Source organism: Nocardia sp. NPDC058658, assembly GCF_042716665.1.
In the GTDB taxonomy this organism is placed as follows: Bacteria; Actinomycetota; Actinomycetes; order Mycobacteriales; family Mycobacteriaceae; genus Nocardia.
The window spans coordinates 924,910-943,582 of sequence record NZ_JBHXRR010000001.1; the positions used below are offsets into that span (position 1 = coordinate 924,910).

General features: G+C 67.7%; 17 protein-coding genes. 9 read left to right on the forward strand and 8 right to left on the reverse strand.

Annotated elements, in window-relative coordinates; genetic code table 11:
• The first annotated feature begins 51 nt into the window (after positions 1–51).
• From ACFWUP_RS04305 to ACFWUP_RS04315, 3 genes are all read left to right on the forward strand, one after another.
• Complete coding sequence (locus ACFWUP_RS04305; protein ID WP_379230577.1) at positions 52–1,446, forward strand: aminotransferase class I/II-fold pyridoxal phosphate-dependent enzyme; 1,395 nt, start codon at positions 52–54, stop codon at positions 1,444–1,446.
• A gap of 510 nt (positions 1,447–1,956) precedes the next feature.
• Positions 1,957–2,664 carry a methyltransferase gene (locus ACFWUP_RS04310; protein ID WP_379230579.1) on the forward strand — a complete coding sequence of 236 codons (708 nt, stop codon included), beginning with the start codon at positions 1,957–1,959 and terminating at the stop codon, positions 2,662–2,664.
• A gap of 218 nt (positions 2,665–2,882) precedes the next feature.
• Entirely contained in the window at positions 2,883–3,563 is a 681-nt protein-coding gene (locus ACFWUP_RS04315) for a peptidylprolyl isomerase (RefSeq protein WP_379230581.1), read from the forward strand.
• A 297-nt stretch (positions 3,564–3,860) separates the two neighbouring features.
• Here the strand turns inward: ACFWUP_RS04315 and arc are convergent, their stop codons facing one another.
• The gene (arc, locus tag ACFWUP_RS04320) at positions 3,861–5,621 is read right to left on the reverse strand and encodes a proteasome ATPase (RefSeq protein ID WP_379230583.1); all 1,761 of its coding nucleotides are present in this window, start codon (positions 5,619–5,621) and stop codon (positions 3,861–3,863) included.
• A 188-nt stretch (positions 5,622–5,809) separates the two neighbouring features.
• Here arc and ACFWUP_RS04325 point away from each other — a divergent pair, with 188 nt between their 5' ends.
• Positions 5,810–6,331 (forward strand): hypothetical protein, encoded by a 522-nt coding sequence (locus tag ACFWUP_RS04325; RefSeq protein ID WP_379230585.1) that lies wholly within the window; start codon positions 5,810–5,812, stop codon positions 6,329–6,331.
• Positions 6,332–6,425: 94 nt separating this feature from the next.
• Here ACFWUP_RS04325 and ACFWUP_RS04330 read toward each other — a convergent pair whose 3' ends face one another.
• Together ACFWUP_RS04330 and ACFWUP_RS04335 are read right to left on the reverse strand one after the other, a co-directional pair.
• Complete coding sequence (locus ACFWUP_RS04330) at positions 6,426–6,830, reverse strand: hypothetical protein (RefSeq protein WP_379230587.1); 405 nt, start codon at positions 6,828–6,830, stop codon at positions 6,426–6,428.
• An 11-nt stretch (positions 6,831–6,841) separates the two neighbouring features.
• A complete protein-coding gene (locus ACFWUP_RS04335) occupies positions 6,842–8,902 on the reverse strand; it encodes a galactose oxidase-like domain-containing protein (RefSeq protein WP_379230589.1) in 2,061 nt (686 codons plus the stop codon).
• A gap of 327 nt (positions 8,903–9,229) precedes the next feature.
• On the opposite strand from ACFWUP_RS04335, the gene ACFWUP_RS04340 reads away from it, so the two are divergent.
• Positions 9,230–10,510: an acyltransferase family protein gene (locus ACFWUP_RS04340; protein WP_379230591.1), complete on the forward strand. Its 1,281-nt coding sequence runs from the start codon at positions 9,230–9,232 to the stop codon at positions 10,508–10,510.
• A 33-nt stretch (positions 10,511–10,543) separates the two neighbouring features.
• On the opposite strand, the gene ACFWUP_RS04345 is transcribed toward ACFWUP_RS04340, so the two are convergent.
• Together ACFWUP_RS04345 and ACFWUP_RS04350 are read right to left on the reverse strand one after the other, a co-directional pair.
• Positions 10,544–11,377: a tRNA (adenine-N1)-methyltransferase gene (locus ACFWUP_RS04345; protein WP_379230593.1), complete on the reverse strand. Its 834-nt coding sequence runs from the start codon at positions 11,375–11,377 to the stop codon at positions 10,544–10,546.
• A gap of 65 nt (positions 11,378–11,442) precedes the next feature.
• Positions 11,443–12,594, reverse strand: coding sequence for a hypothetical protein (locus tag ACFWUP_RS04350; protein WP_379230595.1), 1,152 nt, complete (start codon positions 12,592–12,594; stop codon positions 11,443–11,445).
• A 122-nt stretch (positions 12,595–12,716) separates the two neighbouring features.
• On the opposite strand from ACFWUP_RS04350, the gene ACFWUP_RS04355 reads away from it, so the two are divergent.
• Positions 12,717–13,622 (forward strand): RecB family exonuclease, encoded by a 906-nt coding sequence (locus ACFWUP_RS04355; protein WP_379230962.1) that lies wholly within the window; start codon positions 12,717–12,719, stop codon positions 13,620–13,622.
• Positions 13,623–13,867: 245 nt separating this feature from the next.
• Here ACFWUP_RS04355 and ACFWUP_RS04360 read toward each other — a convergent pair whose 3' ends face one another.
• On the reverse strand, positions 13,868–15,079 hold the full coding sequence (locus ACFWUP_RS04360) for a cytochrome P450 (RefSeq protein WP_379230597.1): 1,212 nt from the start codon (positions 15,077–15,079) through the stop codon (positions 13,868–13,870).
• Positions 15,080–15,173: 94 nt separating this feature from the next.
• Here ACFWUP_RS04360 and ACFWUP_RS04365 point away from each other — a divergent pair, with 94 nt between their 5' ends.
• A complete protein-coding gene (locus ACFWUP_RS04365; protein ID WP_379230599.1) occupies positions 15,174–16,061 on the forward strand; it encodes a helix-turn-helix domain-containing protein in 888 nt (295 codons plus the stop codon).
• Between the two features lie 79 nt (positions 16,062–16,140).
• Here the strand turns inward: ACFWUP_RS04365 and ACFWUP_RS04370 are convergent, their stop codons facing one another.
• Both ACFWUP_RS04370 and ACFWUP_RS04375 read right to left on the reverse strand, forming a co-directional pair.
• Complete coding sequence (locus ACFWUP_RS04370; RefSeq protein ID WP_379230601.1) at positions 16,141–17,268, reverse strand: YeiH family protein; 1,128 nt, start codon at positions 17,266–17,268, stop codon at positions 16,141–16,143.
• The gene (locus tag ACFWUP_RS04375) at positions 17,268–17,402 is read right to left on the reverse strand and encodes a hypothetical protein (RefSeq protein WP_379230602.1); all 135 of its coding nucleotides are present in this window, start codon (positions 17,400–17,402) and stop codon (positions 17,268–17,270) included. Before ACFWUP_RS04375 ends, ACFWUP_RS04370 begins: the two co-directional genes overlap by 1 nt.
• A gap of 246 nt (positions 17,403–17,648) precedes the next feature.
• Here ACFWUP_RS04375 and ACFWUP_RS04380 point away from each other — a divergent pair, with 246 nt between their 5' ends.
• Both ACFWUP_RS04380 and ACFWUP_RS04385 read left to right on the forward strand, forming a co-directional pair.
• Complete coding sequence (locus tag ACFWUP_RS04380) at positions 17,649–18,065, forward strand: SseB family protein (RefSeq protein ID WP_379230604.1); 417 nt, start codon at positions 17,649–17,651, stop codon at positions 18,063–18,065.
• Complete coding sequence (locus tag ACFWUP_RS04385; RefSeq protein WP_379230606.1) at positions 18,053–18,673, forward strand: hypothetical protein; 621 nt, start codon at positions 18,053–18,055, stop codon at positions 18,671–18,673. Before ACFWUP_RS04380 ends, ACFWUP_RS04385 begins: the two co-directional genes overlap by 13 nt.

Consider the following 18,673-nt stretch of genomic DNA (forward strand, 5'->3'; position numbering starts at 1 on the left):
CCTTGGCGGCGCCCACCGGATCGGCCGCGCACGACCCCGCAGAATGGGCCCATGACCGAAGCCTCGCCGACCGCACTGCCCGCGGACTTCGCCGGGGACCTCGACGAACGAACCGCCGCGGGTATCGCCGCCGCCATCGGGCGCCGCATCCGCTCGGGCGCACTCGCGCCCGGCACACGACTGCCCACGGTGCGCGAGGTGGCCCGCGAACTCCGGGTCTCCCCCGCCACCGTCAGCCAGGCCTGGCGGGCACTGGCGGCGACCGGCGCGATCATCGCGCGCGGCCGGGCGGGCACCTTCGTCGGGGAGGAACAGGACGCGCCGATCGGCCGGTATCAACGTCTGCACTCCCACTCCGACAACGCTTTTCGTGTCGACCTGTCGCGCGGCACACCCGATCCGGCCCTCCTACCCGACCTCGCTGCCGCGCTCAACGCACTCTCCCGCGACACCGCGCCGGGCGACCTCTCGGCCCACTATCTCGGCGAGGCGGTACTGCCCGCGCTCGCCGAGACGCTGCAAGCGGACTGGCCGTGGCCGTGTGAGAGGTTCACCGTCCTCGACGGCGCCCTCGACGCGGTGGATCGACTGCTCGCCGCACACGTGCGCTTCGGCGATCCCGTGATCGTGGAGGACCCGTGCTTCCCGCCGTTCCTGGACCTGTTGGCCCGCCTCGGCGCCCGTCCGATTCCCGTTCGACTCGACGAATCCGGTTTCCACCCTGAGGAATTCGCCCGCGCCTTCGCCGGACCAACACCGCGCGCGGTAATCCTGCAGCCCCGCGCCAACAACCCGACCGGCGCCTCCCTCGGCGCCGCCAGGGTCCGCGAACTGGCCGCCGTGCTCGACTCGCACCCGGCGCTGATCATCGAGGACGACCACTCCGCCGGCATCGCGACAACCCCCTTGCGATCACTGGCGGCGCGCTTCCCCGATCGCGGGGTCTACATCCGCTCCTACTCCAAGTCCCACGGCGCCGACCTGCGACTGGCCGTCGCGGGCGGGCCGGCGGCACTGCTCGATCCAGTCGTCGAACGCCGAATGCTCGGACCGGGCTGGTCGAGTCGACTGCTGCAGCGCGTCCTGTTGACGATGCTCCACGACGCCGACGCCTGCGCCACCGTGGCGGGCGCGCGCCTGGAATACCGTAGGCGCGCCACCGTGCTGCGCCGCGCGCTCGCCCGCCACGATGTCATCGTGGCCGCGGGCGACGGCATCAACCTCTGGCTCCCGGTGTCCGACGAGAACGCCGCCATGATCAGCCTCGCCGCCGCGGGCATCAAGGCCGCACCCGGCGGGCCCTTCGAAGCCGGTGAGCGCCCCGCGACCGACCATGTGCGCCTGACCCTCGGCGCTCTCGGCGACACCGATACCGCCTGGCTCGCCACCGAACTCGCCACCGCGGCCACCGCGACCCCGACCTACCGCCGCATCCGCCGATCCTGAAAAACCGCGACGGCTCCACGCTCCCGTCGACCCTGACCTGCGCCGTCGCGCACCGATACGGCAGAATGGACCACTGCCCATCACCAGGAGATACCGCTGTCCACTATCACATGGACCCATGAGCACGGCCACCACACCGCCGCCTGGCACTCGGAGAACGGCGCGCCCGCGCCGCGCACCGTCACCACCGCCGACGACAGTCTCTCGGCCGATCACGCCTACCGCCGGATCAAGGCGGGCGAGGCGCTGCTGTGGCGCGGCGATTTCAACAACGGTCGCCAGCTGCTGTCGGCGCTGGGTCGCCGCGCCGACATACGCACGAAGCAGCCCGCCGCACAAGCCGGTCTCGGCGCGCTCTACGAACACGAGCGGACCAAACGGCGTACGCGCGCAAGCATTCTCGGCAGCCTGCTGATCGAACTCGACGCGAACAACGAGCTCGATCTGCGGCGCGCACCCGATGTCCGGGCGGCGTGCGAGGCGGCCTACGGTCGGGCGAACGGTCCACGGGTGGTCGCGTTCACCGAGCTGCTCGGGGTGCTGAGCGCCTACCGATGGCAGGAGCAGGGCGTCGAGGTACCCGCGCTCGGTGCCCGGGTGTACCCCGGCTACGGCGTCTTCTCGCCCACCCGAAGCGAATACGTCGATCTCGTCGCCGACGCGCCACTCGACCCCGAGATTCGCACCGCGTTCGATCTCGGCACCGGCACCGGCGTGCTGGCCGCACTGCTCGCCAAGCGCGGGGTTCCGGAAATCGTTGCGACCGACATCAATCCGCGAGCCCTGCGCTGCGCGAAGGACAATGCCGAACGCCTCGGCTACTCGCGAACGATCGCGGTGACCGGACCCGCGCTGTATCCCCCCGGCCGCGCCGATCTCGTGGTGTGCAACCCACCGTGGCTGCCGGGCGTGCCCACCTCGGACCTGGAACGTGGTGTCTACGACCAGGATCAGTCGATGCTCACCGAGTTCGCCCGCGACCTGCGCGCCCACCTCACCCCGCACGGTGAAGGCTGGCTGGTACTGTCCGACCTCGCCGAACTGCTCGGCCTTCGCCCCGCCGACGGCATCGCGCGCCTGCTCGACGACGCGGGCCTGCGCGTCCTCGGCAAACTCACCACCCGCCCACGCCACCCCCGCGCCACCGACCGCGACGACCCCCTCGCCGCCGCCCGCACGGCGGAGACAACCACGCTCTGGCGGCTGCGGACACGCTAGCCCCCGTCGAGCACGCACCGCGTAGACCGCACGGCTACGCCCACCTCACTGAGCCGCCAGCATGCTCGCCGTCGACCGTCTCGAATGCCCCTGATTCTGTGTCGATCACACGACGAGCGCCCTCGATCCGGTGGTCTGTCCCCACGCGAGCGGGTGCGGCTGGCAGGATGCGCGGTACATCGTCCGGCAGCACCCGCTTTCGAGGAGATCTCGCCAAGGTGACCAGCATTTCGCCCGACCGCCCTTTCACTCGCGCACTCGTCGGCGTCGGCATCGCCGCGGCCGCTCTGGTGGCACTCGCCCCCGCCGCGCAGACCGCGCCGATGCAGCAGGCGGTGATCCCCGGTTGCGCACCTGCCGCGGCGGGTCAGCCCAACGGCAAGCAGTGGCCCACCGAGCCTGCCCTCACCATCGACACCGCCGCGAGCCACACCGCCACTCTCGAAACCACCTGCGGCACAGTCACGATCGCCCTCGATGCCGCCGCGGCCCCGCGCACCGTGAATTCGTTCGCCTTCCTCGCGAGCGAGGGCTACTTCGACCACACCCGCTGCCACCGGCTCACCACCCAGGGCATCTTCGTGCTCCAGTGCGGCGACCCCACCGCCACCGGTATGGGCGGCCCCGGCTACAAGTTCACCGACGAGAACCTGGCGGGCGCGGTCTACCCGGCGGGCACCGTCGCGATGGCCAACGCCGGCCCCGGCACCAACGGCAGCCAGTTCTTCCTGGTCTACCGCGACACCCAGTTGCCGCCGAACTACACGCCCTTCGGCACCATCACCGAGGGCATGGACGCGCTGACCAACGTCGCCAACGCGGGCGTGGCGGGCGGGGGCGCCGACGGCGCACCCGTGGCCGACGTGGTCTTCAACGCCGTAACCACCGCACAGGGCTGATCAACGGTCGAGGACCGCGTCTCCCGGCTGGAAGACGCGGCCCTCGTCGTACGTCTGGGTGGATCAGCCTGCGCTGATCGAGCTGAACAGGTTCTGGATGGTCTGCAGGATGATGTCGCTCAGCAAATCAGCGGCGGAACCGGCCATGTCAACGCTCCTCGTAAGTCCTCATCAGGTGAAACGAACAAGTGAAGCGTGCCTTATTCACTTGTTCCCGCGCAGCGTTTTCGCCGAAAAAGACTGAACAGAATCACAAAGGCCGCGCCCCAGGCGGGACGCGGCCTTCGCTGATCGTGCCTACAGGTACTGACCCGTGTTGGACTCGGTGTCGATCGCCCGGCTGGCCGAGGCGTTCTTGCCGGTGACGAGCGTGCGGATGTAGACGATCCGCTCGCCCTTCTTGCCCGAGATCCGGGCCCAGTCATCGGGATTGGTGGTGTTGGGCAGGTCCTCGTTCTCGGCGAACTCGTCGACGATCGAGTCGAACAGGTGCTGGATCCGCAGACCCGGGTTACCCGTGTCGAGCACCGACTTGATCGCGTACTTCTTCGCCCGGTCGACGATGTTCTGGATCATCGCGCCGGAGTTGAAGTCCTTGAAGTACAGGACTTCCTTGTCACCGTTGGCGTAGGTGACCTCCAGGAACCGGTTGTCGTCGCTCTCGGCGTACATCCGCTCGACGACCTTCTCGATCATCGCCTCGACGCAGGCCTGCTTGTCGCCGTCGAACTCGCGCAGGTCGCTCTCGTGCAGCGGCAGCGTCTCGGTGAGGTACTTCGAGAAGATGTCCTGCGCCGATTCCGCGTCGGGACGCTCGATCTTGATCTTCACATCGAGACGGCCGGGCCGCAGGATCGCGGGGTCGATCATGTCCTCGCGGTTGGACGCACCGATCACGATGACGTTCTCGAGCCCTTCGACACCATCGATCTCCGAAAGCAACTGCGGCACAACGGTGGTCTCCACGTCGGAGGAGACACCGGAGCCGCGGGTGCGGAAGATCGAGTCCATCTCGTCGAAGAACACGATCACCGGGGTGCCCTCGGACGCCTTCTCGCGCGCCCGCTGGAAGATGATCCGGATGTGGCGCTCGGTCTCGCCGACGAACTTGTTGAGCAGCTCAGGGCCCTTGATGTTGAGGAAGAACGACTTGGCTTCCTTGGCATCCTGACCACGCGATTCGGCGATCTTCTTGGCGAGGGAGTTGGCCACCGCCTTGGCGATCAGCGTCTTACCGCACCCGGGCGGACCGTAGAGCAGCACACCCTTGGGCGGGCGCAGCGCGTACTCGCGGAACAAGTCCTTGTGCAGGAATGGCAGTTCCACCGCGTCGCGGATCTGCTCGATCTGGCGACCGAGACCACCGATGTCGGTGTAGTCGACGTCGGGAACCTCTTCCAGCACAAGGTCTTCGACCTCGGCCTTGGGCACCCGCTCGAACGCGAAGCCCGCCTTGGTGTCCACCAGCAGCGAATCACCGGGCCGCAGTTTGCGAATCGGCACATCGGGGTCGGTCATGTCGTCGACTTCGGCGATCTTGGACAGCGGACCCGACAGCCACACCACGCGTTCTTCGTCGGCGTGGCCCACCACGAGGGCGCGCCTGCCGTCGTCGAGAATCTCACGCAGCGTGCCGATTTCGCCGATGGCGTCGAAATTTCCGGCCTCGACGACGGTGAGTGCCTCGTTGAGGCGCACGGTCTGGCCGTATTCCAGTGCGTCGGCGTCGATATTGGGCGAGCAGGTGAGGCGCATCTTGCGTCCGGAGGTGAAGACGTCGACCGTCTGATCCTCGTAGACGCCGATGACGATGCCGTATCCGCTCGGCGGCTGGCCGAGGCGATCGACTTCCTCGCGCAACGCGATCAGTTGCTGGCGCGCTTCTTTGAGCGTGTCCATCAACTTGCCGTTGCGGATGGTCAGCGAATCGATCCTGGCTTCCAATTCGCGTGCGCGATCCGGCGAATCGGCGAGTTGCCTGCGAAGAGCAGCCGACTCGGCGCGTACCGCCTCGAGCTCTCGCCAGGCCGCCGAATCCGAATTCTCGTTGGGGCTCATGATGCTGCTCCTCCCAGTCCCGGTCTATCAACGCTACCGGGCGCGGTCCGTTCTCGCTTTCCGACATGGTTTCGTCGTGATCACATCTTGTACGGTCGGTACGACATCAACCACCGATTTGCACCTGTTAGGCTGCCCTAGCAGCCCGTACGGGGCACTCGCCCACCGAGTCGAGAGGTTTGCTGAGCATGCACCTTCCTCCCCGCACGTTCCCTTTCACCGTCGCCGCCGCGGCGCTGGCCGTCACCGTCGGACTGACCGGTTGCGGCTCCGACGATTCCTCGACGAATGCCACCACGAGCAGTACCAGCATCGCGGCCGCTCCGTCCAGCGTTTCGGCAACTCCGGCGCCTTCCGGTGACAACGCCGCCGCCCCCACCGCCGATTCCCTGAAGGCGACGTTGACGAAATTCGCCGATCCGGGAGTATCCACCGACGAGAAGGCGAAACTGATCGTCGGCGGCGACGCGATCAAGCCGAACATCGATCAGATGAACGGCATGCTCGGCGGCTACACCCTGACTTTCGCCGTCGACAACGTCGCGACCAGCGACGGCAAGGCCACCGCCGACGTGACGATCACCTCACCGCACGGCACCGCGCCCTCGTTCCCGATGACCTGGGAGCAGCAAGACGGCACCTGGAAGCTGTCCAACACCAGCGGTTGCCTGCTGCTCGGTTTCGCCCAGGCTCCCTGCACGCCCGCCTGACCGGTCGGCATCAGCCAGATGGCCCGTGTTTGTACCCCTTGGACTGTGCGGTCGCCCTGCACGCCGCTCAGGCACCAAGATCACGCACCTGAACTCAGTCGCCGGCGCCGCAGGCGATCCCGTCGCGGTTGTTGTCCAACCTGAGCCGGTCCTCACCCACCACGCGCAGCGATCGCAGTCCGTGCGCCGCCAACCACGCGCACTGGTCTTTGTTCTTCACCCCGGCGGGCAACGTCCACGGCACACATTGCGCGGCGGTGCCGTAGCGGTGGTCGCAGCCGTCGATGCTCGCCTCGACCTTCTCGGCGATGTTGCCGCGTGCGGACGGGCCACGTTTGGGCCCCTTCGGCACGTCGGCGAACGGCAGGATGTGCGGGGCGGGCTCGGCGACCGACGCGGGCGCGGCCGAGGCCGACTGCTCGGTGTCGGCGAGCACCGTGAGCGTGAGGGCGGCCAGCAGGGCCGCGGCGGCGGTCCCGGTGAGAAATCTGCGCTGCACTGGTCTGCCTTTCAGCCGAGCTGGATCCACTGGGCCACCGAGGGCACCCCGGCCGCGTTCACGGCCGTGAGCATGTACCAGCCCGGCGGGGCGATATTCGGGTTCGAGGTGACATTGGCGGTGACGGTGCCGCCCGCGACGGTGAGCGGCAGGTCGACGTAGCGCTGATTCGGATCCGAGGAATGGGTCACCGCGGCGGGCCGGATCAGCGACGCCTTCACCACCGGACCGTTCACCGAGATCTGCTGCGCGCTGCCGTAGGTCCACTGCTGGCTCGCGACGGCGGTGATCTGCGGTCGTGCGCCCTTGAACAGGTAGGGCGGTGAGTAGATCGAGACCCGCTGGTCGAAGGATCCGTCGGCCGGGTTCTCGCCGACCGTCATGACCCGTCCGTCGGGGAGCATGAACGCCGAGGAGTGGTAGCCACGCGGCACGGGATCGGTCGCCATGCCCGCGGCGAAGGTGTTCGTCACGGGATCGAAGATCGAGGATTCGAAGACCGGGTCGGCCCGATTGTGCAGTGCGCCACCGGTTTCGAACACGGTGCCGTCGGGCAGGATCACCGCCGACGGATACATCTTGCCCTGGGTGGCCGTCTGCGGGACGCCGCCGGTGAGCGTGCCGGTGGGGATCGGCGGGCCCGCCTGGTAGGTCGGATTGCCCTGTTTGAGGTCGATCAGATCGGTCAGCCGGTGGGCGTCGGGGTTGGTGAAGGTGTTGCCGCCGCCCATGGTGAGCACGCGCTGGTCCTGGGCGGGTGGCAGCAGCACGCTCATCGCCTGGTCGCGTTCGTCCTTGTTGCGCAGGCCGGGGATGTCGACGATGGTGCCGGCGTCGTAGTCGTAGATCGAGGCGCCCGATCCGGGGAGCGCGTTGCCGAAAACGTGTGCGCCGGAATAGAACAGGCGTCCGTCCTGCAGCAGGATCATCGCCGGGTACAGGCCCCAGAAGCTCCACGTCTGGTTGACTTCGTTGAGACCGAGCCAGCGGTTCTGTGCGGCCGAGAACCGTTCGGTGACAACGGTTCCGCTGGAATCCTCGCCGAGACCGCCGAGCGAGAGGACGTCACCGTTGCCGAGCGAGGTCGCCGAGGGGTACCAGTGCCCGGCGATCATGTCGTTGGTGCGGACATAAGACGAGGTCGCCGGATCGAACAGGTAGGAGTCGCGCAGACCCTTGTAGCCGTGCTCGGGCGCGGTGTAGGCCGCCGTGCCGCCCATCACGAGCAGCTTGCCGTCGGGCAGTTGGGCGTGCCCGGCGCAGAACACATCCCATGGGGTGGCAAGTTCGGTGAACTGGTTGGTCGCCGGGTCGAACTCCGCGGTTTCGAAGGTGCCGGCGGCGAAGGCGTCGGGGTCGTTGCCCGAGCCCGCGATGAGCAGCACCTTGCCGGTCGGCAGCACGGCCGCGTGGACGCCGCGCACCGGGGCGGGCATCGCCAGCACCTCCCAACTGCCCGCAGCGCACTGGGCAGGCGTGCCGGTGCAGGTCGGCGGCGGTGGGGTGGTCGTCGCGTCGACCATGCCGTAGTCGTCGGTGGTGAGGACGCCGGTGCCGTAGATCGAGACACCCCAGGTGATCTGGTCGGTCCCCGGCGGCACGGCCGGGGTGCGGACCTGGGCCGCGGTGTAGCCGCCCGCGACCGGCAGCGAGGCCAGGTCGGTCCAGTACTGCCACCCGGCGGTGATGTCGTGCCGGAAGACCGTGAACACGGTGTCGGGCGTCGTGCTGGTGTACCAGACCGACAGGTCGTATTGATGCCCGACGGTCACTTGCGGTGCGCAAGCAGCACTTTCGAGCATCATCGCCTTGCGGTCACCGGAGGTGTGCGCGCCGATCTCGACGCGCATGGCCGACGTCCCGGTGTGCGCCTGCGGCGTGACAGTGAAGGTGAAATCGTGCGTGCCCCACCCGGACTTCTCCCAGCACTGCGGAAATCCGTCGCCGCCAAGGGTTTCCATCCCCGCGTTGGACACGATGTTGACCGGCTGGGCGGCCACCGGTGGGGCGATGACCACTGCGGCGAGCACGGCAACAAGCGCCATTCGGCGCAGGAATCGACTGTTCGGCATGGGTCCCGTCCTTGTCCACGGCGCGCCCCTCCCCCGTTCCGGGCACGGCCGAGGGGTACGAATTCTGCAGTGCCCCACGCAGAGTCGGGTTGCGACTGTCGCCCCCGACGTCGCGCATTCACCATAACGCGCCTTACGCGCTGCCGTGTGTTCGCTCCCGTGAATTCCAGGTAACGGACTGCCCTCGGTCACCGAGGAAATCCGTTGTGTGCCAACAGTTCAGCGCTTGGCTGCGCAAGGTTGCGGGCTCGTGCTCGAGTAGTTCCACTCGGGCGGCGGGTAGTTGTGCGCTGTGTCGGCGGCGCGCGGTCTGGGATCGTCTGTGCCATGAGTGTTGTTCCCAGTGTCGCGGTGGTCGCCGCGAATACTCCGGCCGATCGTGATCGGTTCCTGGATCTGCTGCGCATCTCGTCGCTGGTGGTCGTGGTTTTCGGCCACTGCCTGATGCTGACCGTGACGGTGTCGGGCACCGAGGTGCACTTCGGCAATGTGCTCGCCGACCTGCCCGCGCTGCAGCCGCTCACCTGGGTGCTGCAGGTGCTTCCACTGTTCTTCTTCGCGGGGGTGGCCGCCGGGGCGCGGGGCATCGGACCTGGAACATCGTGGGGTGCTTGGCTTTTCCGGCGCACGCAGCGGCTGGTGCGACCACTGGGATACTTTCTGGCGGCCTCGGCGGTGCTGGTCGCGGTGGCTCAGCGCTTGTTGGCACCCGGCTGGCATCGGCCGCTGGCGGTGACCAGTGTTCAGCTGCTGTGGTTTCTCGGCGTGTACCTGGTGGTGCTGGCGTTCACACCCGCGCTCGCCCGGGTTGTCGCCACCGGACGCCGGATGTTCGTCGCGGTCGGTGCGATCGTCGTGCTCACGGCGGTGATCGATGCCGTGCGGTTCGCCGGCGCTCCGGCCGAGGTCGGATATGTGAACTTTCTGGTGTGGTTGATTCCCGCGGTCCTCGGCATCGGGTACCTGCGTGGATTGCTGTCGCGTCGGGTGGCCGGGGTACTCGCCGCCGGGGCGTTCGTCGTCGATATCGCGCTCGTCGCGTTCGGCCCGTACGAGGTCAGCCTGGTGACGGTGCCGGGGCAGCGCCTGTCCAATCTGGCGCCGCCGTCGCTGCTGCTGGCCGGACACGCGGTGGTGGTGTGCTGTGCCGCCATCGCCGCGGCACCGTGGCTGCGCGGTGTCGCCGCACGTCCGAGGGTGTGGTGGGCGACCGTCATCGGCAATACCGGCGCCATGACGCTGTACCTGTGGCACATGCCCGCGCTGCTCACCGTGCTCGTGCTCAGCCACGTCGCCGGCATCGACCGCTCGAACCCGGCGCAGCCCGGCTTCTGGCTGATCACCGCCGCACAGCTCGTCGTGACGACGGCGGTGACCGCGGGGTTGTTCCTCGCCCTGCGTGGGTTGGAGAACACTCCGGTGCGATGGTGGGACGACACGGTCCGGCAGGTGCACGGTGTCCGGTCGGCGGCCGTGGTCGTGGCTGTGAGCGCGGCCGGATGCGCGCTGCTGCAGGCGGTGCGGTTCGGGCTCACCCCGGACGGCTGGTTCTGGTTCGCCTGCGCGGCCGCAGGCTTGCTGACGGCCCGCCTGCTCACCCGCCCGTAACCCGGCAGATCCACCGGGCTACGGGCTCGGAGTTCAGCCCTTCGACGGACGACGCTGCGGCTTGGGGGTCACGGTGCCCTCGGCCAGGCGCCGCGCGCTCACCAGGAACGCGGTGTGGCCCTGCATCCGGTGCTCGGGGCGCACGGCAAGACCGACGACGTGCCAACCACGCACCATCGACTCCCACGAGCGCGGCTCGGTCCAGCACTCCTGCTCACGCAGCGCCTCGACCACCTTCGACAGCTGGGTGACGGTGGCGACGTAGACCACCAGCACACCGCCGGGCACCAGTGCCTTCGACACCGCGGGCAGCGCGTCCCACGGTGCGAGCATGTCGAGCACGACCCGGTCGACCGGCTCGCCCTCGTACTCGGCCACATCGGCGATGGTGATCGACCAGTTCGGCGGACGCTCACCGAAGAACGTCTCCACATTGCGCACGGCGTGCTCGGCATGGTCGTCGCGGATCTCGTACGAGATCACCTCACCCTCAGGGCCGACCGCGCGCAGCAGCGAGCAGGTCAGCGCACCAGAACCCGCGCCGGCTTCCAGCACGCGCGCACCGGGGAACACATCGCCCTCGTGCACGATCTGGGCGGCGTCCTTGGGGTAGATCACCGCGGCACCGCGCGGCATCGACAGCACGTAGTCGGTGAGCAGCGGGCGAAGGGCCAGATACGGGGTCCCGTTGACCGATTTCGCCACGGTGCCCTCATCCTTGCCGATGAGGTCGTCGTGCTTGATGCCGCCGCGGTGGGTATGGAATTCCTTCCCCTCCTCCAGCACCACCGTGAAGAGGCGTCCTTTGCCGTCGGTCAGCTGCACGCGGTCCCCGATCGCGAACGGTCCCGTTCGTCTGGCCGTCAATGTATCTCCGTTCTCCGTTGGAGTAACCAGCCTGCCAGGTCCGCCCGACCACGCCCCGAACAGGGCTACTTCGCGGCAGCCAGAACCCGCTGCTGCTCACGCGCCGCCGCATGGGTCTCGTCCTGGGACTTGCCCCAGACCTCACCGACGTACCGTCCGCCGGTCACCAGGCAGACCCAGGCGTTGGCGTGCTCCTCGCCGTTGGTCAGGCAGGTAGCACCCGGGACGTCCGAGGGCGCGGGTGCCACGGACTTGGTCCAGGCCGCGGCGATCGCGGCCGAGGTCGCGGCAGCGAGCTTCGCCGCACCCGCGGAGTCCGTGGTGCGGTAGACGGTGCTTCCCTGGATCGCCATCGCGCTGACCCCTACCTCGCGGTACAACGAAACCGCCGCCTGCTGGTCCTCGGCGAACAACAGCGCGCCGTGCTGCCGGTAGGCACCACGGCCGGAACCGTTGTCACCGACCGACAGGTCATAGATGCCGTCCGGGTCGTAGGGCAGTTTCGCCAGTTCGCGTTCGGGCGTGGGAGTGAACGAATCCAGCAGCGGCCGTTGACGTTCCAGTGCCTTGGTGATCGTCCGTTCGATATCGGGCCGACCACCCGCCTGCACCTCGGTGAACACGACGAACTCGTCTTGCGGCGTGAACGCCATGCCGCTGAGCCTGCCACGGTCTTCCAGCAGGACCAGCTGGGTGGCGGGCGAGCCGGGAAGCATTGCCGGAGTCCACTTTCCGGTTTGCAGCATCCCTTGTTGTTCGGTGGCGGCCACGGCGAAGTCGGCAGCCGCCGTGGCCGCGGTCGCGGCATTCGGGAAGCGCATCACCCCGTGCGTGAGCCAACTTCTGTCGGCCGACGCGTCGGCGCCGTTGAAGCGCTCGGTGACGAATCCGGCGAGGAGTCTGTGCTCGTCAGCGACCTCTTCGATCGCCTTGTGGTGTCCGGTCACGATCATCAACCGTGCCGAGGTCAGCACATTCGAGCCGACGTGTCGCGGGTAGGCGGGGTCGATGTCGGTGGGCAGCGCCAGCACTTCCGCCATCCGCAGACCCTCGGCGAGTTTGCCCGTGGCGAGGCTCTGCTCGTCGGCCTGCTCGGTTGTCGTCGGCACAGCGGTAGCGGTCGTGCTGACCGGCACTCGAACCGTCTTACCCGGCTCCTGACACGCACTCACCATGATCACCGCGGCCAAGACCGCCCCCACCCGGAACATTCGCATGCGGTGATCCTGGCAGACCCAGCCCATATCCCCCGAATCCACGGCTGTGATGGCTCGGATCGGCGATCGGTGTCGGTGGCTGCCGTTAACCTCCGACTATGTCAGTGCCCCTGTCCGAACCCATGACCTCCGACACCGCCGATGTACCGGTCGCGAACGCCTCTGACGCACCGGTGCACAGGTCGCGTCCGGCGTTGTCGCCTTCGCGGGCAAGCGATTTCAAGCAGTGCCCGTTGAAGTACCGGTTGCGGGCGATCGATCGGGTGCCGGAACCGCCGTCGCGGGCCGCGGTGCGTGGGACCGTCGTGCACGCGGTGCTGGAGGATCTGTTCGGGTTGCCCGCGGACGAGCGTCAGCCGGAGCGGGCGGCAGACCTGGTGCCGGCAGCGTGGGACCGGGTGCGGGCCGATCGGGACGGCCTCGACGAGCTCGTCGCCGACGGCGGGCCGGAGACCTTGTTCAGCGAGGTGCGCAAGCTGGTCGCGAGCTACTACGAACTGGAGGACCCGCGCCGGTTCGAACCGCACGCGCTGGAGGAGCGGGTCGAGGTCGACCTCGACGGCGACATTCCGCTGCGCGGTTTCGTCGACCGGATCGATGTGGCGCCGAACGGCATGCTGCGCGTGGTCGACTACAAGACCGGTCGCTCACCCGGTCCGATGCACGAAGCGCGCGCCCTGTTCCAGCTGAAGTTCTATGCCCTGATGATCCTGCGCACCCGCGACATCGTCCCGGCCCAACTGCGCCTGATCTATCTCGCCGACAAGGTGCTGCTCACCTACTCCCCCGACCGCGACGAACTCGACCGCTTCGCCCGCATCCTCACCGCCCTCTGGCAAGCCATCCTCGACGCAGGCCGCACCGGCGACTTCCCACCCCAACGCAATTCGATGTGCCGCTACTGCGACTTCCACGCCCTCTGCCCCGAATACGGCGGCACCCCACCCCCCTACCCTGGCTGGCCCACCGGCGACGCCGCCCCCACCGACCTCGGCCTCCCCCAGGTCCGCACTCCCGAAGACGTCTGAGCCCGCACTCGTCCTCGGTGGACCGACCCGAGGGCGTTGTCGAGCCGGTCGGACCGTTCGTCGCCTAACGCAGGCGGCGTTCCTCTTCCTCTTCCAGGCGGCGACGTTCTTCCTCGCGTTCGACCTGTTCTTTTTCGATCTTCTCTTCGTGTTCGTTCTTGTTCGACATGTGTTCGCCCCGATCAGTGGTTGTCCGGACAAATCCGGTCTCCAGCCTACGCGCCGGGCGGTGGCCGACGAGGGGCTCAGGTGTGGTTCCAGCGAACGCGTAGCGCGTTCGGACCGCGCAGCGCGGTACCCACCTGACTGGTGATCGCGGCATCGTCGAGTGCGTCGTCGGCCAGCCGGAGTCCGGGCAATCGCTGGATCAGCGCGGTCAGCCCGGTGCGCAGTTCGGCCAGGGCCAGCCAACTGCCGAGGCAGCTGTGCGGGCCCTGCCCGAACGACAGCATCGTGGTGACGTGGCGGGTGATGTCGAACCGGTGCGGCGCAGGGTATTTCGCGGGATCGCGGTGGGCGGCGTTGATGGCGAAGATCACCGGGGTCATCGCGGGGATGTCGAGGCCCTGCCAGTGAGTGGCGATGGGGCAGGCGCGTGGGAGCAAGCCCACCGGCGGCTCCCAGCGCAGACCCTCCCAGATCGCCCACTGTGCCTGCTCCTGCGGGTCCGCGGCCACGGCGGCGAGCTGGTCGGGGTGGGTCAGCAACGCCGACACCGTGTTTCCCAACGCGAGCATGGTGGTGTCGGCGCCCGCCGGGAACAGCAGGCGCAGAAACGCGAGCACCTGGTCGTCGGACAGCGTTGTCCCGTCGACCGATTCGGTGACGAGTTTCGAGAGCAGATCGTCGCCGGGCTCGCTACGACGGGCGGCGATGATCGGCGCCACGTATTCGGCGAACTCTCGCGAAGCACGTTGGGCGGCAGGCGGATCCAGCGGGAAATAGAACAGGTCGTGGGCCCAGCGCAGCACGGTCGCCTCGTCCCACACCGGCAGGCCGAGGAGCCTGCTGATGACGAGGGCCGGGTAGCGCGTGGTGAACTCGGCGACCAGGTCCGTGTTGCCCGCCCTGACGAATCTGTCGATCAGTTCGTGCGCGATCGGCTCGAGCAGCGGTTCGATCCACCCGGTGACCAGGCTGCGCCGGAACGGTGGCGAGACGATCGCCCGATTGACCCGATGTTCGTCGCCGGTCATGCACTGCAGCGTTCGCCCGAGCACCGGTTCGGTGGTGAGTGAGTACACCGCCGGTGCGGGAAAGGTCTGTTCGTCCTTGAACGCGGCCGACACCAGATCGTGGGTCAGCAGCAGTACCGCCCGCACCCCGGCGAACGGCACCACCGCATACGGTTTGCGTTCCCGCAGGTCAGCGAGCATATGATGCAGGTCGGGAGTGTCCTGGAACGCGAAGTCGATATCGGTGACATCGAGTTGGTCCAGAATCGACGGCGGCGTCATAAGATCCTCCGGACACGAATATTCGTGTCAGCTATACGAGTTTTCGGCACGCAGACCGTAGGTGAGGGTGCCGGGAAGAACAAGAGGCAAATCCATGACCGCGTCCCCACCCACCGATCGGGTCGTCTCGATCGTCGAACTCCTCGCCACCGAGGCACCGATGAACGCCGCGGCCATCGCCGACGGGCTTGCCCTGAGCCGGTCCACGGTCGGCGCGATCCTCGCCACCCTGCAGTCCCGCAACTGGGTTCAGCGTTCCCACGACCTGACCTACCGCCTCGGGCCCGCCTTTCCTCACCATCAGGCCCGGTCGGCGCAACCGGACGCACTACCACCCGGCGCCCAGGACGAGCTTCGATCGCTCGCCCAGCGAGTCGGTTGTGGCGCCGCCATGGCGGCGGTGACCGCGACGTCGATGACCTTCGTCGCCATCGAGGCCAACCACCGAACAGGCGGCGGTCTCCCGACGGGCGTCCAGGTCGGCACCCGACTCCCCCTCCGCGCCCCGGCCGCCGCAGCCGTCATCGCCTTCTCCCCACCGGACCGGCAACACGCCTGGCTTGCCACCGCCGACCCCACCCAACGCCGCGAACTGACCGCCGCCCTCACCGAAATCCAGACCACCGGCCTCGCCGTCTGGGGCATAGATCCCGACGACCTCGGCACCCTCGACGTCCTCGCCGAAGTAGCGGGCCACCTCGCCCACTCCCCGACGACCGGCCCGCTGCGCCGCCGCGTCCTCGGCCTCCTCGCCGCCCTCAGCGGCTACCCTCACACCACCGCTGACCTGGCCGAAGATCGCCCACTACCGATCGCGTATCTGGCGGCCCCCATCTTCGACGCCGACCACACCCCACGCTGGGAACTCCAAATCGGCCCGCTGCACCCCGCGGTCTCACGCACCGACCGCGACCGCTACCGCACCGAACTCCTCACCTCGGCAAGCAGACTCAGCGCGAACCGAGGTCAGAGACCGGCGTAATCGCCCACAACGCGCCGAAATAGTCAGAAAACTGATTCTGAAGGGCCCGATTGGGCGATTACGCCGGGCAACCGCCGACTCACACGGCGAAGTCTCGGAACAGCAGCACCGAAAGTCCCAGGCCGACAGCCAGGTTCACCACCACGGCCGACCCGAAGACCGCGATCGGTCGCCATCCCGCCTCTCGCAGCCCTCGCAGCGAGAACTCGAGGCCGATGGAGACGAACGCCAGGATCAGGAACCAGGTGCGCAGGTCGTTGATGATCGCGATGTGCGCGGCACCGGTCTTCTTGTCGACCGACTGCAGGTACAAGGTGCCGATGATCGAGGCGGCGATGAATCCGAGCACGAATTTCGGGAACCTGGCCCAGAATTCGCCGATGCTCGGCCGCGCTGCCCCCTCGGTGCGATCCACCCGGAAGGCGAACCAGGCGGTGAGGGCGATCGCCACGACACCGATGAGCGCGTTCTGCGTGGTCTTGACGATCGTCGCGATCTGCAGCGACTCCTCCCCCGCCAACGCACCGGCGGCGGCCACCGCGGCCGTGGTGTCGATATTGCCCCCGATCCACGCACCGGCAACCGCGTCGGAGAGCCCGAAAACATCAGCGAGCCAGGGCAACAGGAAGATCGACGGCAATGCGAAGATGATCACCAGCGACGCCGCGTAGGCGATCTGCTCCCGCCGCGCCTGCACCGCCCCCGCCGCCGCGATGGCCGCACTCACCCCGCAGATCGACACCGCCGACGACAGCAGTGCCCGCAGCTTGTCATCGAGCCCGAGCACCCCACCGAACCACCAGGTGAACCCGAAGACGATGGTGATCAACGCCAACGCCTGCACGATCGACGGCGCGGCAGCGGTCACCAGAATCTTCAGATTGATCGAAGCCCCGAGCAGCACCACGCCGGTCTTGATGAAGAACTCGGTCCGAAACCCCGCCGAAAGCCGTTCCCGCAGACCGAGTCTGCCCAGCACCACATTGCCGATCAACCCGATCGCGATCGCGTACACCGGATACTCGACCGGCTTCGCCACCCGCTTCAACGGCGTATCCGCCGCCCACTGCGGCACCTGGGTATCGAAGAACCGCGTCAGCGCCCCGAGTACGAGCACGAGCGCGATACCCGCCACGATGTCGACCGCCGTCGGCCGCGGATTCGCCTGCAGCGCCGCGGTTTCCGTCGTAGTTCTGGCCTCGACCATCACGGCACCAGCCATTCGGGAACAGCCCCGACCAACACCAGACCGATCAGCACGAGACCCACAACGGTCGCCGCCCAATCCTCGTTCCACCTGAAAGCACTACCCGGCCGAGGCTCGGTCTCTGCTTGCGACACTGTGACTCCTTGTGTTCCTCATCGAGAACCGCAAACTAACCGCGCCACCCGCCGGCGCACACCGATTACGCTCACCCTGAACCGATCTCGACCGAGCGACCACCGGGCTCACGACCTCGGCATTTCACGCCGATCGCACGAATTCCGGGTCCAACCCCCAGATTTCGGGGCTCCCTCCGACGGCCGTCATTCGCGTACACTCCCGTTCGAGAGTGAAGGAAGTGGTGCGGGGGGAGGTTGCGCCGGATGACCGATGGCGACGGCCGGGAACGCCTGCATGCCGAAATAGCAGCCTTCTACGCGGGATTCGGGCAGGCGGATGCATTGATCGCCGCGTTTCAGCAGGCGGCGCTGCTGGTTCCGCTCACCACCGAGAACCGGGTCTTCTTCCTGCCGTTCGGTGGCGTCGACTGGTTGTGCGCGTTCACCAGCATCGAGGAATACGCCCGGTTCATCGCCGCGCGCGATCGCCTCGACAACACCGCCGACCAGGATCAGGACTACCGCTACCACTGGATTTTCGGGCGGCGCCTGCGCGACTACCTGGATACGCGCGACGAACCCGCCGGAATAGCGATCGACGTCGTCGGTTCCGCGCCGATGGCGTTTCCACCTGATCTCACCGAACACGCGACAGACGGGGGCATGCGATGGCCACAGTGAAAGTCGACCCGGCGGTGCTGCAGCAGGCCGCGAAGGGCATCGAGGGCACCATCGGCGGGCTGTCGGAGATGGGCATCGGCGAAACCGGCAACATGGGCCGGGGATTCGCACTGCTCACGATGTCCACGCTCGAGGCGGGCAAACACACGGTGCAGAAGACCTTCGAAGAGTTCACCGAGCGATGGTCGTGGGGTGTGCGCGCACTGGTGCAAGCGGGCAACTCGATCGCCCGCACGCTCGGGCTGGCTGCGGGCCGCTACGACGAAATGGAAACCAAGTCCGAGGACACGCTGAAGACGATGTGGACGCATATGGCGGGCAATCCACACCTTTCGGGGGAGGAGATCACCAAACGTTCCTGGGGTGAGACGTTCGCCGACAATTCGTTCAACCACATTCGCAATGCCGATTACAGCGTGAAGTCCTTTCAGGACGCCGGCCAACATATTCAAACCAATATGAAAGTGATCGAGGCGGTGGGGCCGCAGGCGATCGCGAATGTGAGTCCGGTGACCGGCAGCCTGCTCACCGGTGAAACGCCCGGTTGGAATACCGGTGCGAGTGAGCAAGCCGCCCAGATCATGAAGAAGGAGCAGGGGGGCCAATAG